Source organism: Pseudolysinimonas sp., assembly GCF_051954455.1.
GTDB lineage: Bacteria > Actinomycetota > Actinomycetes > Actinomycetales > Microbacteriaceae > Pseudolysinimonas.
The window spans coordinates 100,612-114,691 of the sequence record NZ_JBQCHS010000001.1 but is presented as its reverse complement, the minus strand read 5'-3'; the positions used below and the strand labels follow the sequence as shown (position 1 = coordinate 114,691).

Genomic DNA, 14,080 nt, shown 5'->3' with positions numbered 1-14,080 from the left:
GGGGCGCGGCGCCGCGCTCCCGGGCCCCACCGCGGGGGGGCGGGGCCCGCGGGCCCCCCGCGGGGCCCCCCCCCCGCGACCGCCGAGAGGCGGCGGGTCAGCCCGTGCCGGGCACCACGTTCAGGTGGGAGGGCGTCATGGTCATCCGATCGGAGATGACCCCGACGAGGCCGAGGTGCACGCCGAGCAGCGTGCTCGAGGGCAGCTCGCTCCCGGTGGGCGGCGTCGCCGCACCGAGCGTGAGCGGGCCGCCGCCGGGCAGCGTCGCGGTCACGGAGTCGACGTAGGCCGAGACGTGGCCGCTCAGCACCATCTGCTTCGAGGTCGTGACGCCGGCGTCGCCTCCCGGCGTCTTCTTCACGTCGAGCACGAAGTCGTCGATCGTGATGCTGTCGGCCTGGAGCTTGATGACGGTCGTGCGCGACCCGTCGGCCAGGTGCACGGTCACGAGCGAGACGATCGGGATGCCCCCGAACGAGATCGACGAGCCGCCGAGCTGCGACGCCGGAAGCGTGAACGTCATGCTGTCGTCGGGCGTCGCGACGAGCGGGACCGCGGGGATGCCGCCGGCGTTGTCCTTCGTGCCGCCCTGGCCCTGCCCGGTCAGGCCGCCGACGAGACCGCCGAGCCCGCCGCCGGAGCCGGCTCCGGATCCCGACCCGGTGCCACCGCCCGATCCGCCCGATCCGCCGCCGCTCGGGGACGGGCTCGGCGTCGAACCGCCCGGCATGCAGATGAGGAACAGGATGCAGCCGCTCGGCGCCTCCGGGGCGCGCGCCGCACCGATCGACACGAGCGCCGCGACGGCGAGCAGCAGGGCGAGCGTGCGGTTCACCCGCGGCCGGTGCTGACGGGTGCCGGTCAGGACCGGCTTCGGGCGAAAGGGCGCGGCTCCGCGGGGGTCGTCGTGGCGCCGCCACCGGTCCGGTGCTTCGCGTCGGCCCGCGCGCGGAGCGCGACGTAATCGACGAACTCCGCGTGGACCACGCCGCCGTGGTCGGCCCGGGCGCGCTGCGGCGCGACGGGCTCCGCGTCGGCCGCCCGGGGCTCCGCGGCCGCCGCCGGCTCGGCCACCGTGCTGCCCTCCGCGGCTTCTTTCGGCCGCCACGCGACGACGATCACGCCGCCGACGGCGCCGAGCAGCATCCCGAGCACGAACCCGCCCACGTTGACCCCGACGAGCGAGTACACCGCGAGGATCAGCGCGAAGATCCCGAAGAACATGCGCTGCGCGGGCATGACGATCACGAGCACGCCGAGCAGGGCCAGGAGCGCCGGGATCACGGTCGCCTGGAATCCCTCGAAGCCCATCTGGATCTTGATGTTGCCGAGGTCGAGCTGCCCCGAGAAGAACATCTCGACGCCCGACAGCACCAGCAGGATGCCGCCGACGAGCGGACGGCGTCGGCGCCAGGCGGTGAAGCCGTGCACGGTCCCTCCCGGGTGGTTCATCTGGATCGCGGTCATGGCGTCTAGAAGCACTCCTTGCCGGTGGTGTCCACGGCGAGATGCATCCCGTTGAGGGTGAAGACCGCGGCCGTGGTCGACCACGAGGTCTGCTGGAGGTTGTCGATGTGCAGCGAGTCGGAGTCCTGGGCGAAGTCGCCGACGGCCCCCTTCGCCTTGGTCTGCACCGTCGACGCGTCGACGCCGATGCGGACGTTGGTGAAGCTCGTGTCGCCCTTCAGGTCGGTCATGCCGATCTGGAGGTCGGTGGCCTCGGCGGGCTTGCCGTTGCCGCCCGCGGTGATGATCGCGCTGACCTTGCCGAGCGGGGTGTCGGTGACCACCGACTGGCAGAGGTCGGCGAGCTTCGCCTGCCCGATGTTCGCGATCGCGACGGCGTGCTCCTTGCCGGCGGTGTCCTTCGCCTCGCCCGCGTACTGCGAGAAGCTCGTGCCGTCGAGCGACGTGGCCGAGATCTTGAACTGGCTGCCGGAGATGGACATCGACACCGGGACGGCGCCTTGCGCGACTCCTCCGCCGACGACCGCGATCGCGACGGCGACCGGCACGGCGGCCAGGAGAATGCGGCCGACGTGGGAACCCGTGACCTTCTTGAGCTTCATCGATCCTCTTCGATCTCAGCCCAGCTCTGTGTTCGGTTGTGACGTCCACTCGGGAGACTACTCGCTATTGACAGGCTGTCAATAGGTGGCATCGTGAGGAGTCATGGGCGACGAACGACGCACGCGGCTGACGCCGGACGAGCGTCGGGCGCAACTCGTCGCCCTGGGCGTGGCCGCTCTCGCCGACTCCCCGCTGGAGGACGTGACCATCGAGCTGCTCGGCCAGCGGGCAGGGGTCTCGCGCGCGCTGGTGTTCCACTACTTCGGGTCCAAGCAGGGCCTCCACCACGCGATCGTCGGCACCGCGCGCGACAGCATGCTGCGTGCGACCGAGCTCCGGCCGGAGCTGCCGCCGCTCGACCGGCTGCGCGACACCCTGGACCGCGTGGTCGCCTTCGTGCGGGAGCATCCGGCGACCTTCTACTCGCTGGTCCGCGGCGCGGCGAGCGGCTCCCTGCAGGTGCGTGAGCTCGTCGACGAGGCGCGGCAGGCCCAGGCCGAGCGCGCGGTGTCGGTCTTCCTCGAGCTCGGCGAGCGCGACTCCCCCGCCCTCCGGATCGGTCTGCGCGCGTGGGTCGCGATGGCCGAGCAGGAGCTCGTCGACGCCGGCATCGGCAGCGACATCCCGGGCGACGAGATCGTCGAGCTGCTCATGCGCACGGCGCAGGCGACGGCCGACGCGGTCGCGCCGATCCACCGCTGACCCGCCGGTCCGGTTGCCCGGCCAACCCGCCCGGCACTCCGCCGCGCGCAACCCCGCCGCGCACTCCGTGACGAATGACGGAGATCTCCCGACACACCACCCTCTCGGCACCGGGATCCCGGCCTGCGAGCCGTTGTTCCTCATGATGTCTCCGTCATTCGTTACCGGTTCGCCCAGGGCGCACATCAGTCGTTGGCACTCTCCGTGGTCGAGTGCTAACTTATGGGTAAGTTGAGTCGCAGGGACTCAGATCTCACGATTGGAGACTCTCATGGCCATGTACTTCGACCCCTTCGAGGCGATCGACCGCGTCGCCGGGCAGCTGCTCGACCAGCGCCAGGGCCCGCGGCAGATGCCGATGGACCTCTACCGCGACGGCGACCACTACGTCCTGAACGCCGACCTGCCGGGCATCGACCCGGGTTCGGTCGACATCGACGTCGACGGTCAGCTGCTCACGATCCGCGCCGAGCGCACGCCGCGCAGCCAGGACGGCGTGAAGTGGATCGCGCGCGAGCGCAGCGCCGGTTCGTTCCTGCGCCAGTTCACCCTCGGCCAGGGCATCGAGACGAGCGGGATCTCCGCCTCGTACGAGAACGGCGTGCTGAGCGTCGTCATCCCAGTCGCCGAGAAGGCGAAGCCGCGCAAGATCGAGGTCCAGACCTCGACCCCGGCGGCGTCCGATGCCCCCGCGGTGGAGTCCACCCCGGCCGCGTAACCCCTTCCACCTCGAGCGGTCACCCGCGCACGGTGCGCGATCGCGCCGACCGTGCGCGGGTGACCGCGCGTCGTATGTGCGGGGTAGCCTCCCCGGCATGGTCGCGTACGCCGACAAGCCGCTGTTGCACTTCACCGATCCGGCGGAGTGGGACCGCTTCCTGCGCGCCGACCCGCCGGACGGCGGGGTGCGGCTCCTACTGCTCAAGAAGGCCGCGACGGTGCCCGGCATCCGCTACGCCGAGGCGCTCGACGTCGCGCTCTGCCACGGCTGGATCGACGGCCAGACCGGGCGCCACGATGACGACTTCATGGCCCAGGCGTTCACCCCGCGGCGCGCTCGCAGCCCGTGGTCGCAGATCAACGTCGCGCACGCCGAGCGCCTCATCGGGGAGGGCCGGATGCGGCCGGGCGGGTTCGCCGAGATCGAGCGGGCGAAGGCCGACGGGCGCTGGGATGCCGCCTACCGCCAGAAGGGCGCTGTCGCCCCCGACGACCTGCGGGCGGCGCTCGACGCGGAGCCGGCCGCGGCCGCCGCCTGGGCGACGCTCGACGCGCAGAACCGCTTCGCGATCCTCTTCCGCATCGGGGCCGTCACGCGGGCCGAGACGCGGGCGCGCAAGATCGCGGAGTTCATCGCGATGCTCGCCCGCGGCGAGCGCATCTACCCCTGACGCCGGAAGGGCCCGGTCGCGTCGCGTCCGGGCCCTTCAGGCGATGCGTGATGTCAGGCGAGCGCCTTCTGCAGGTTCTCGTCGATCGTCGCGAGGAACTCCTCGGTCGACTGGAACGGCTGGTCCTTCGAGATCAGCAGCGCGAGGTCCTTCGTCATGGCGCCGCCCTCGACGGTCTCGATGACGACACGCTCGAGCGTCTCCGAGAAGTCGACGAGCGCCTGGTTGTCGTCGAGCTTGCCGCGGTGCGCGAGACCGCGCGTCCAGGCGTAGATCGAGGCGATCGGGTTCGTCGAGGTCGGCTTGCCCTGCTGGTGCAGGCGGTAGTGCCGGGTGACGGTGCCATGCGCGGCCTCCGCCTCGACGACCTTGCCGTCGGGGGTGGTGAGCACGGAGGTCATGAGGCCGAGCGATCCGAAGCCCTGGGCCACGGTGTCCGACTGCACGTCGCCGTCGTAGTTCTTGCACGCCCAGACGTAGCCGCCCTCCCACTTGAGCGAGCTCGCGACCATGTCGTCGATGAGCCGGTGCTCGTAGGTGATGCCGGCGGCCTCGAACTTGTCCTTGTACTCGGTGTCGAAGACCTCCTGGAAGAGGTCCTTGAAACGCCCGTCGTACGCCTTGAGGATCGTGTTCTTGGTCGAGAGGTACACCGGGTAGCCGCGGTCGAGGCCGTAGTTGAAGCTGGCGCGGGCGAAGTCGCGGATCGAGGCATCCTGGTTGTACATCGCCATGGCGACGCCGCCGGCCGGCGCCTGGTAGACCTCGAAGCTCTGCGCCTCGCCGCCGCCCGCCGGCTGGAAGCTCATGGTCAGCGTCCCCGCACCCTCGAAGACGAAGTCCGTCGCGCGGTACTGGTCGCCGAAGGCGTGGCGGCCGATGATGATCGGCTTGTTCCAGCCCGGCACGAGCCGCGGGATGTTGGAGATGACGATGGGCTCGCGGAAGATGACGCCGCCGAGGATGTTGCGGATGGTGCCGTTCGGCGACTTCCACATCTTCTTGAGGCCGAACTCGGCGACGCGCGCCTCGTCGGGGGTGATGGTCGCGCACTTGACGCCGACGCCGTGCTTGAGGATCGCGTTGGCCGCGTCGATGGTGACCTGGTCGTCGGTCGCGTCGCGGTGCTCGATCCCGAGGTCGTAGTACTCGAGGTTCACGTCGAGGTACGGGTGGATCAGCCGCTCCTTGATGAACTGCCAGATGATGCGGGTCATCTCGTCGCCGTCGAGCTCGACGACCGTGCCCTCGACCTTGATCTTCTCGACCATGTAGGTGCTCCTCCTCAGTGCCCACGGCAGCCTACCGCCCGCAGGAAATATCTTGATATCAAGATACCTCATCCACTCGCGGGGGCAGACCGTAGGGTGGTGTCCATGGCGGATCTCAGACTCCGGGAGCTGGACGCACGAACCGCGGTCGCCGCGAACAGCCTCATGCTGAAGCCCGGCCAGGAGGCCTTCATCGAGCCGGAGACCTACGCGCACGCGGAGCCCCAGCTCGACAACACCAACTCCTGGCCGCGGGTCGTCGTCGACGAGGACGATCAGGTCGTCGGCTACATCATGGCCAACTTCGATCCGGAGGCGAGCGAGGAGTTCCTGCGCGCGGCCCTCTGGCGCATCAACGTCGACGCCGACGTGCAGGGCGCGGGCGTCGGGCGCTTCGCCGTACAGGCCTTCGCCGACGAGGCGCGCTCCCGCGGATTCCACCGCGCGACCGTGGTGTGGGCGAGCGGCGAGGCCGGGCCGGAGGCCTTCTTCCAGGCCGTCGGGTTCCAGGTCGTCGGCGAAACGCCCTACGGCGAGAACCTCGGCGCCCTCGAGCTCTGACCTCCGCGGGTTCCCGGATGTCGGCCGCCGACGACTTCGTCTCGCGCGTCCTCGACGTGGTCGCCGCGATCCCCGCGGGCCGGGCGATGGCCTACGGCGACGTCGCGGCGGCGATCGGGTCGCGGTCGGCGCGCGGCGTCGGCAAGGTGATGGCCCACGCGGGCGGCGAGGTGCCGTGGTGGCGGGTCGTGCGCGCGAGCGGTCACCCCGCGATCGATCACGAGAGCCGCGCGCTCGAGCACTACCGGGCGGAGGGCACGCCGCTGCGCTGGTCGCGCGACGGGACCGTGTTCCGCGTCGACCTCGACGCGGCGCGCTGGATGCCCTAAGCCGCCGGCGTCCGGATCCCCGCCGTGTCGGCTCAGACGATCGAGTACCCACCGTCGATCACCACGTTCTCACCCGTGATCATCGCGGCGTCGTCGTCGGCGAGGTAGGCGATGAGCGCAGCGATCTCGCGCGGTTGCGCGAAGCGGCCGACGGGGATCAGGGCCTTCATCGCCTCGCCCTTCTCGCCCGCCCACGCCTGCTCGCCGAGCGGCGTCGCGACGACGGTCGGCGAGATCGCGTTGACCGTGACGCCGGAGGGCGCCCACTCGCGCGCCAGCACCTTCGTCATCCCGAGGATCGCGGCCTTGCTCGCGCCGTACGCCACGTGCTCGTCGAGGGCGATGAGCGCGGCCTGCGATGCGATCGTGACGACCCGCCCCCGGCCGGCCGCGGTCATGACGCGGCCGGCGGCCCGCGCCATGCGGAACGCGGCGGTCAGGTTGACGGCGAGGGTGGCATCCCAATCGGCGTCCGAGAGTTCGAGGGCCGGGGCGAGCCGGACGATGCCGGCGGAGTTGACGAGGATGTCGATCCCGCCCGCCGTCTCCGCGGTCTCGGCCGCGACAGCGTCGGCCGCGCCCGCCGCCGTCAGGTCGGCGACGATCGCGTGGTGCCCCGTACCCGGCAGCGCCGCGACAGCGTCGCGCACGGCCTCGGAGCGGTCGACGCCGACGACGCGGGCACCGCGCTCGGCGAACAGCTCCGCGACCGCGACCCCGATGCCGCTCGCGGCACCGGTCACGACCGCGATCCGACCCTCGATTCCGCTCACGCGGACGGCACCAGGTCGGCGATGACGATCTTCGTCATGTCCATCATCGCGGCGTACGCGTACGCGCGCCGCTCCTCGTCCGTGCTGAGGATCGCCTCCTCGAGCTCGACCGGCACGATCTGCCACGAGACGCCGAAGCGGTCGGTGAGCCACCCGCAGGCGACCTCGTTCCCGCCCTCGGCGAGGAATCCGTCCCAGATGCGGTCGACCTCCTCCTGCCCGCCGTCGAGCGTGACGTAGAGGGAGAGCGCGTCGGTGTGCGGGTGCCCGGGACCGCCCTGCAGACCGATCACGCGCCGACCGCCGACCTCGAACCACGCTCCGAGCAGGCGCCCGGTCGCGGGGTCGAGCAGGTCGGGGCGGCGGTGGAGGTCGCCGAAGATGCGCTCGTACGAGTCGAGCGCTTCGGCGAGATCGTCGTCGTACCAGATGAACGGGGTGACGTCGGTGACGGCCATGCCCCCATGCTGCCGTGGACACGCCCGCGGGTCGAGTAGCCGACCGCAGGCCGGCGTATCGAGACCTCCCCCGCGGGATACCAGGTCTCGATACGCCGCTGCGCGCCTACTCGACCCGCCGTTCAGACGAGGGAATCGCGCCAGGCCGCGTGCAGCGCCGCGAAGCGCCCGGTGCCGGCAATCAGGTCCTCCGGGGTCCCGTCCTCGACGATGCGGCCGTGCTCCATGACGAGCACCCGGTCGGCGATCGCGACCGTCGACAGACGGTGCGCGATGATGACCGCGGTCCGGTCGGCGAGGAGGGTCGTCAGCCCCTCCTGCACGAGCCGCTCGCTCGGGATGTCGAGCGAGGCGGTGGCCTCGTCGAGGATCAGCACCGCCGGGTCGGCCAGGAACGCGCGCGCGAACGAGAGCAGCTGCCGCTGCCCCGCCGAGACCCGTCCGCCGCGCTTGTTCACGTCGGTGTCGTAGCCGTCCGGCAGCGCACGGATGAACTCGTCCGCGCCGACCGCGGTGGCCGCCGCGACGATCTCCTCGTGCGACGCCCCCGGCTTGCCGAGCGCGATGTTGTCGGCGACGGTCCCGCTGAACAGGTAGGCCTCCTGCGTGACCATGACGATCGCGCGCCGCAGGTCCTTCGGGTGCAGCTCGCGCAGGTCCACGCCGTCGAGCCGGACCGCGCCCGTCGTCGGGTCGTAGAACCGCGCCATGAGCTTCGCGAGAGTCGACTTGCCGGCCCCCGTGGATCCCACGAGCGCCACGGTCTGCCCCGCCGGGATGTGCAGCTCGAAGTCGGGCAGGATCACGCGGTCGTCGCGGTAGGCGAACCGCACGGCGTCGAAGTCCACCGTGCCGGAGGCCCGCCAGAGGTCGACGGGACGCGCCGGGTCGGGCACGGTCGGCCGTTCCTCGAGCACGCCCGAGATCTTCTCCGCGGCGGCGGCGGCGGACTGGTACGAGTTGTAGAAGGTCGCCATCTCCTCCATCGGGTCGAAGAACCGGCGGGTGTAGAGCACGACCGCGAGCAGGGATCCGATGGCGAGCCCGCCGCCGATGACCCGGAATCCGCCGACCAGCAGCACGACCGCGACGGTCACGTTGCCGATGAGGATGAGGCCCGGGTCGAAGATGCCGAACAGCCGGATCGCGCGCGCGTTCGCGTCGCGGTAGTCCTCGACGATCCCGGCGAACTCGCGGTCGTTGCGGCGCTCCTTGCGGAACGCCTGCACGGCGCGCATGCCGGTCATCGTCTCGACGAAGTGCACGATGAGGCGCGCCGAGTAGACCCGGGTCGCGCGGAACGCGAGCTGCGAGCGCCGCTGGAACCAGCGGGTGAGCAGCACGAGCGGCACGAGCGCCGCCGCGAGCACGAGCCCGCTCCAGGCGTCGAGCCAGACGAGCGCGATCGCCGTGAACACCATGTAGAGCGCGCCACGGACGAGCCCCGTGATGCCGGAGTCGAGCAGCTCGCGGATCGCCTCGAGGTCGCTCGTTTGCCGCGCGATGATCCGGCCCGACGTATACGTCTCATGGAATTCGAGGCTCAGCAGCTGCGCGTGCCGGTAGACCCGGGTGCGCAGGTCCAGCAGGATCGCCTGGCTGATCCGCGCCGCGAGCACGGTGAACCGCGACGCGAGGATCGCGCCCACGATCGCGCACGCCAGGTACCCCAGGAAGGCCGCGAGGAGCGGCGCCACCTGGAGCGGCGCACCCCGGAACGCGTCCGTGTTGGAGTTGATGCCGTACGCGATGAGTGCCGGGCCCGCCACCTGCGCCCCCGTCGAGACCACGATCTGCAGCGCCGCGACGATCAGGTGCCCGCGCTCGGGACGCAGCAGCGATCCGAGCAGCCGGATCGAGCGCTGCCGGATCTCGCGGCTCTCCGCGCGCGTGTAGTCGTCGCGCTCCTCGCCCTCGACACCGGAGACGGTGCTCATGCGCTCACCTCCTCGTCGTCCCGCTGTTCGTCCTCCTCGAGCGAGGAGATGACGAACCGGTAGTGGTCGTTGGTCGCGAGCAGCTCGGAGTGGGTGCCGACCGCCGTGACGCGGCCGTCCTCGAGCAGCGCCACCCGGTCGGCGAGCTGCACCGTCGACGGGCGGTGCGCGACGACGAGCGCGGTCGTCTTGGCGAGCACGCGGCGGAGCCCCGCCTCGACCCGCGCCTCGGTGTCGACGTCGAGGGCCGACAGCGGGTCGTCGAGCACGAGCACGGCGGGGGCCGCGGCGACCGCGCGGGCGAGCGCGAGCCGCTGCCGCTGACCGCCGGAGAGGCTGAGCCCCTCCTCCCCGACCTTGGTGTCGACGCCCTCGGGCAGGTTCGCGACGAAGTCGGCCTGCGCGATCTCGAGCGCCTCCTCCATCACGCGTCGGGCCTCGTCGGGCCGATCGGCGAGGTCGGGTCGGCCGAGCAGCACGTTGTCGCGGACGGTCGCCGAGAAGAGCGTCGCGTCCTCGAAGGCCATGGCGACGTGCCGGCGGAGCTCCTCGCGCGTGAGATCGCGGATGTCGACCCCGTCGAGCGTCACGCGCCCGCCGGTCACGTCGTAGAGGCGGGTGGTGAGCGCGGTGAGCGTCGTCTTCCCGGAGCCGGTGAGCCCGACGAGCGCCATCGTCTCGCCCGGCTCGAGCTCGAGCCGCACGCCGTCGAGCAGGTCGGGCACGGTCGACGGCGAGTCCTGGTAGCGGAAGTGCGCATCCTCGAACGCGAGGCGGCCCTCGGGGCGCGCGATCGTCCGCGGCTCGGCGGGATCGGTCACCGGGTTCGTCTCGTCGAGCACCTCGAAGAGGCGGTCGATCGCCGTCCGGGTGTCGAAGGTCATCGAGAGCAGGAAGCCGATCGACTCGATGGGGAACCGGATCACGGTGGCCGTCGCGAAGAACGCGAACAGGTCGCCGACCGACATGAGCTGCTGCGACGCCAGCCACACCCCGGCGCCGAGGCAGAGCGCGAACGCGACGTCGGGGATCAGCAGCAGCCACAGCCAGAGCCCGGCGACGGCGCGCGCCTTGTCGAGCTCCGTCCCGCGGAGCTCCTCCGCCTGCCGCACGAACTTCTCGAGCGAGTAGCGGCCGCGCCCGAACGCCTTGAGCACGCGGATGCCGTGCACCGACTCCTCGACGGCCGTCGCGAGGTCGCCCTGCTGGTCCTGGGAGCGCCGCGCGACGATCGAGTACCGCTTCTCGAACGCGTAGCTGTAGAAGAAGATCGGGATCGAGCAGACGGCGAAGAGAAGACCGAGCTGCCAGCTCCAGAAGAACAGGACCACGAAGCCGACGACGATCGTGATGATGTTGACGATGAGCAGCACGATGCCGAAGGCGAGCCAGCGCCGGATGAGGCTGAGGTCGCTCATCGCACGCGAGAGCAGCTGCCCGCTCTGCCAGCGGTCGTGGAAGGCGACCGGCAGATCCTGCAGCTTGCTGTAGAGCGTGTTGCGCATCGCGGCCTCGACGTGGGTGCCGGGCGTCAGCACGAAGTAGCGGCGAAGGGCGATGAAGCCCGCCTCGAGCCCGCCGAGGGCGAGCACGGCGATGGCGGCCGGGATCACGGCGCGGCCGTCGCCCGACGACAGCGGACCGTCGACGAGGGTCTGGAGCACGAGCGGGATCGCGAGCGACACGAGGCCGGCGAGCAGGGCCGCGACCATGCCGAGGACGATGTTGCGCAGCGCGGGACGGACGAAGGGCAGGATGCGCAGGATCGTGCGCACCGTACCGAGGTCGCGGGAGCCGTCGGTGCGGAGGGGACGCGTGGAGGACATGACCGTTTCCGGGTCGTCGGGAGCGCGCGACGACGCAGGCTCCCGGAGATGGTTCTGGTGGCGGTGGTGCGACCGCGACGGTCGCGCGAGGGACGGCGGTGCGGGAGGTCAGACCCCGTACGTGCGCGGGGCGGCGATGACCTCGGTGCGCGTGGGCGTTCCGTTGTTCATGACTGCCTCCCGTGTCGTCCAGCCGCCCCGGCGGCGGGCAGCCCTCCAGACTAGGCCCGCTTGATTCCGCGACGCAAGGATTTCTCCCGGCCGCGTTCAGTGGAAGAAGTGCCGCTCCCCCGTCAGGTACATCGTCACGCCGTACTCCTGCGCCGCGGCGATCGTGTCGGCGTCGCGGATGGATCCGCCCGGCTGCACGATCGCGCGGACCCCGGCCTCGAGCAGCACGCGCGGCCCGTCGTCGAACGGGAAGAACGCGTCGGACGCGGCGACGCTCCCCCGCGCCCGCTCCCCCGCGCGCTCGACCGCGAGGCGGCACGAGTCGACCCGGTTGACCTGCCCCATCCCGACGCCGACGGAGGCGGTGCCCGAGGCGAGCAGGATCGCGTTCGACTTCACGGCGCGGACCGCGCGCCAGGCGAACTCCAGGTCGGCGAGCGTCGCGGCGTCGGCGGGCTCCCCCGTCGCCAGCTGCCACTGCAGCGCCGGCGCGAAGTGGGCGTCCGCGGTCTGCACGAGGAGGCCTCCGGAGATCTGCTTGATCTCGTCGTCACCGCGTCCGTAGCCCTCCGGCAGCTGGAGGATGCGGAGGTCCTTCTTGCGCCGCAGCCGCTCGAGCGCCTCGGGCGTGTAGCCCGGCGCCGCGACGGCCTCCGTGAAGATCGGGGCGATCGACTCGGCGGTCGCGAGGTCGACGACGCGGTTCGCGGCGATCACGCCGCCGAACGCCGAGACCGGGTCGCAGGCGTGCGCGGCGGCGTGCGCGGCCGCGAGGTCGTCGGCGCTGGCGATGCCGCAGGGGTTCGCGTGCTTGATGATCGCGATCGTCGGCTCGCGGTGGTCGTACGCCGCGCGGAGCGCCGCGTCGGCGTCGACGAAGTTGTTGTACGACATCTCCTTGCCGTGCAGCTGGGTCGCCTGCGCGATCCCGAGGGCGCCCGGGCTCGTGTAGAGCGCGGCGCGCTGGTGGGAGTTCTCGCCGTAGCGGAGGATCTCGCTGCGACGCCACGACGCGGCCATCCAGCCCGGGAATCCGCTGCCCTCGTCGTCGGGCGAGAGCACGGTGCCGATCCAGCTCGCCACCGCGATGTCGTAGGAGGCGGTGTGCCGGAAGGCGGCGACCGCGAGCGAGCGACGCTCCGCGAGCGTGGTGCCGCCGTGCAGGAGCGCGTCGACGACGACGCCGTACTGCTCGGGGTCCGTCACGACGGCGACGTTCGCGTGGTTCTTCGCGGCCGCGCGCACCATGGCGGGGCCGCCGATGTCGATCTGCTCGACGACGGCATCGGGCTCGGCGCCGGACGCGACCGTCGCGGCGAAGGGGTAGAGGTTCGACACGAGGAGCTCGAACGGCGCGATGCCCTGCTGCTCGAGCTCGTCCTCGTGCGCCTCGAGGCGCAGGTCGGCCAGCAGGCCGGAGTGCACGGTCGGGTGCAGGGTGCGCACGCGTCCGTCGAGCGACTCCGGGTAGCCGGTGAGGTCGCCGACCTGGGTGACCGGGAATCCCGCGTTCGCGATCGTCGTCGCGGTGGAGCCGGTGGAGACGATCTCGACGTCGGCCGCGACGAGCGCCGCCGCGAGCTCCACGAGGCCGCTCTTGTCGCTCACCGACACGAGCGCCCGCCGGATGGGGACGAGATCGCGCTCGCGGTAGAGAGCGGGGTCGATGGACGGTCCGGACACGGGATCCCCTTCGGATATCGAGACATCCGTACCGGCCCAGGCGGGCGACCGGAACGATCCGAGGTCGCTTCCCGGTGGTGACCCACCCGACGCCAGTCGCGACACCGCCAGCCTACCTGTCGGCCGCGAGGTCGCCCAGCGGCGCCGCTCTTCCGCTACTCGGCCCGCGCGTGGAACACATGACGGAGATCAGACGGTCGGTCGGGCGTCGTGCCCCGCGATTCCGGGTGGCCGCCCGTATCCGAGCCGAGATCTCCGTCATGTGTTCCAGCGGCGCCGGACGGGGGCGAGGAGATGCGGAGGCGGTCGGCCGGGTCAGGCGAGGTCGCGGAGGTCGATGTCGCCGTTCGCGATGCCGAGGACGGTCTCGACGAGGAGGCGGCGCTCGACGAGCTTGATGCGGTCGTGGACCGCGGCCTCCGAGTCGCCCGGGTGGATCGGCACGCGCTCCTGCACGACGATCGGTCCGCTGTCGACGCCGTCGTCGACGACGATCACGCTCGCTCCCGTCTGCGTCGCCCCCTCGGCGAGGGCGTCGCGCACGGCGTGGGCCCCCGGGAACTCGGGCAGGTACGCGGGATGCGTGTTCAGCAGGTTCGGCGCGAGGGCGTGCACGGCGGTCGGCGGCAGGAGGCGCATGAAGCCGGAGAGGATGACGAGGTCGGCCTCCCACTGCCGGATCTGCTCGACCAGCGCCTCCCCCCACGCCTCGCGGGTCGGGTACGCCCCGAACGGGACGACGAACGACGGGATGCCGAACTCCTCCGCGTGCGCAAGCCCGTCCGCGTCGCGGTCGGCGCCGATCGCGACCACCCGGGCCGGGAACTCCGCATCCTCCGACGCCTCGAGGAGCGCCCGGAGGTTCGATCCGCCGCCGGAGATCAGGACGACGAGCCGCAGCATCCGAT

The 14,080-nt window shown here is 71.6% G+C and carries 15 protein-coding genes and 1 riboswitch; of the genes, 5 read left to right on the top strand and 10 right to left on the bottom strand.

The window, feature by feature from the left end; genetic code table 11:
- Window positions 1-97 precede the first annotated feature (97 nt).
- From ACTHM3_RS00610 to ACTHM3_RS00600, 3 genes are read right to left on the bottom strand one after another with little or no spacing between them, the layout of a single operon-like run.
- On the bottom strand, window positions 98-835 hold the full coding sequence (locus ACTHM3_RS00610; RefSeq protein WP_440404136.1) for a hypothetical protein: 738 nt from the start codon (window positions 833-835) through the stop codon (window positions 98-100).
- 26 nt (window positions 836-861) lie between these two features.
- Window positions 862-1,467, bottom strand: a complete 606-nt coding sequence (locus tag ACTHM3_RS00605) for a DUF6114 domain-containing protein (protein WP_440404135.1) — start codon at window positions 1,465-1,467, stop codon at window positions 862-864.
- Window positions 1,468-1,472: 5 nt separating this feature from the next.
- Window positions 1,473-2,069: a DUF6230 family protein gene (locus ACTHM3_RS00600; protein ID WP_440404134.1), complete on the bottom strand. Its 597-nt coding sequence runs from the start codon at window positions 2,067-2,069 to the stop codon at window positions 1,473-1,475.
- A 103-nt stretch (window positions 2,070-2,172) separates the two neighbouring features.
- Here ACTHM3_RS00600 and ACTHM3_RS00595 point away from each other — a divergent pair, with 103 nt between their 5' ends.
- From ACTHM3_RS00595 to ACTHM3_RS00585, 3 genes are all read left to right on the top strand, one after another.
- Window positions 2,173-2,772, top strand: a complete 600-nt coding sequence (locus ACTHM3_RS00595) for a TetR/AcrR family transcriptional regulator (RefSeq protein ID WP_440404133.1) — start codon at window positions 2,173-2,175, stop codon at window positions 2,770-2,772.
- 271 nt (window positions 2,773-3,043) lie between these two features.
- On the top strand, window positions 3,044-3,490 hold the full coding sequence (locus ACTHM3_RS00590) for an Hsp20/alpha crystallin family protein (protein WP_440404132.1): 447 nt from the start codon (window positions 3,044-3,046) through the stop codon (window positions 3,488-3,490).
- Between the two features lie 97 nt (window positions 3,491-3,587).
- Window positions 3,588-4,163, top strand: coding sequence for a YdeI/OmpD-associated family protein (locus ACTHM3_RS00585; RefSeq protein WP_440404131.1), 576 nt, complete (start codon window positions 3,588-3,590; stop codon window positions 4,161-4,163).
- Between the two features lie 53 nt (window positions 4,164-4,216).
- Here the strand turns inward: ACTHM3_RS00585 and ACTHM3_RS00580 are convergent, their stop codons facing one another.
- Complete coding sequence (locus tag ACTHM3_RS00580; protein WP_440404130.1) at window positions 4,217-5,434, bottom strand: NADP-dependent isocitrate dehydrogenase; 1,218 nt, start codon at window positions 5,432-5,434, stop codon at window positions 4,217-4,219.
- Window positions 5,435-5,539: 105 nt separating this feature from the next.
- Between ACTHM3_RS00580 and ACTHM3_RS00575 the strand changes: the two genes are divergently transcribed.
- Together ACTHM3_RS00575 and ACTHM3_RS00570 are read left to right on the top strand one after the other, a co-directional pair.
- Window positions 5,540-5,995, top strand: a complete 456-nt coding sequence (locus ACTHM3_RS00575) for an N-acetyltransferase family protein (protein WP_440404129.1) — start codon at window positions 5,540-5,542, stop codon at window positions 5,993-5,995.
- Window positions 5,996-6,012: 17 nt separating this feature from the next.
- Window positions 6,013-6,324: an MGMT family protein gene (locus ACTHM3_RS00570; RefSeq protein ID WP_440404128.1), complete on the top strand. Its 312-nt coding sequence runs from the start codon at window positions 6,013-6,015 to the stop codon at window positions 6,322-6,324.
- A 32-nt stretch (window positions 6,325-6,356) separates the two neighbouring features.
- Here the strand turns inward: ACTHM3_RS00570 and ACTHM3_RS00565 are convergent, their stop codons facing one another.
- The 6 genes from ACTHM3_RS00565 to purN form a co-directional block, all read right to left on the bottom strand.
- On the bottom strand, window positions 6,357-7,097 hold the full coding sequence (locus ACTHM3_RS00565) for a GolD/DthD family dehydrogenase (protein WP_440404127.1): 741 nt from the start codon (window positions 7,095-7,097) through the stop codon (window positions 6,357-6,359).
- The gene (locus ACTHM3_RS00560; protein ID WP_440404126.1) at window positions 7,094-7,555 is read right to left on the bottom strand and encodes a VOC family protein; all 462 of its coding nucleotides are present in this window, start codon (window positions 7,553-7,555) and stop codon (window positions 7,094-7,096) included. Before ACTHM3_RS00560 ends, ACTHM3_RS00565 begins: the two co-directional genes overlap by 4 nt.
- Before the next feature lie 122 nt (window positions 7,556-7,677).
- Window positions 7,678-9,492: an ABC transporter ATP-binding protein gene (locus tag ACTHM3_RS00555; RefSeq protein ID WP_440404125.1), complete on the bottom strand. Its 1,815-nt coding sequence runs from the start codon at window positions 9,490-9,492 to the stop codon at window positions 7,678-7,680.
- Window positions 9,489-11,318: an ABC transporter ATP-binding protein gene (locus ACTHM3_RS00550; protein ID WP_440404124.1), complete on the bottom strand. Its 1,830-nt coding sequence runs from the start codon at window positions 11,316-11,318 to the stop codon at window positions 9,489-9,491. Before ACTHM3_RS00550 ends, ACTHM3_RS00555 begins: the two co-directional genes overlap by 4 nt.
- Window positions 11,319-11,585: 267 nt before the next feature.
- Window positions 11,586-13,172 (bottom strand): bifunctional phosphoribosylaminoimidazolecarboxamide formyltransferase/IMP cyclohydrolase, encoded by a 1,587-nt coding sequence (purH, locus tag ACTHM3_RS00545; protein WP_440404123.1) that lies wholly within the window; start codon window positions 13,170-13,172, stop codon window positions 11,586-11,588.
- Between the two features lie 27 nt (window positions 13,173-13,199).
- Window positions 13,200-13,282, bottom strand: a riboswitch (ZMP/ZTP riboswitch).
- 205 nt (window positions 13,283-13,487) lie between these two features.
- Window positions 13,488-14,075: a phosphoribosylglycinamide formyltransferase gene (gene purN, locus ACTHM3_RS00540; RefSeq protein ID WP_440404122.1), complete on the bottom strand. Its 588-nt coding sequence runs from the start codon at window positions 14,073-14,075 to the stop codon at window positions 13,488-13,490.
- Between the last annotated feature and the right edge of the window lie 5 nt (window positions 14,076-14,080).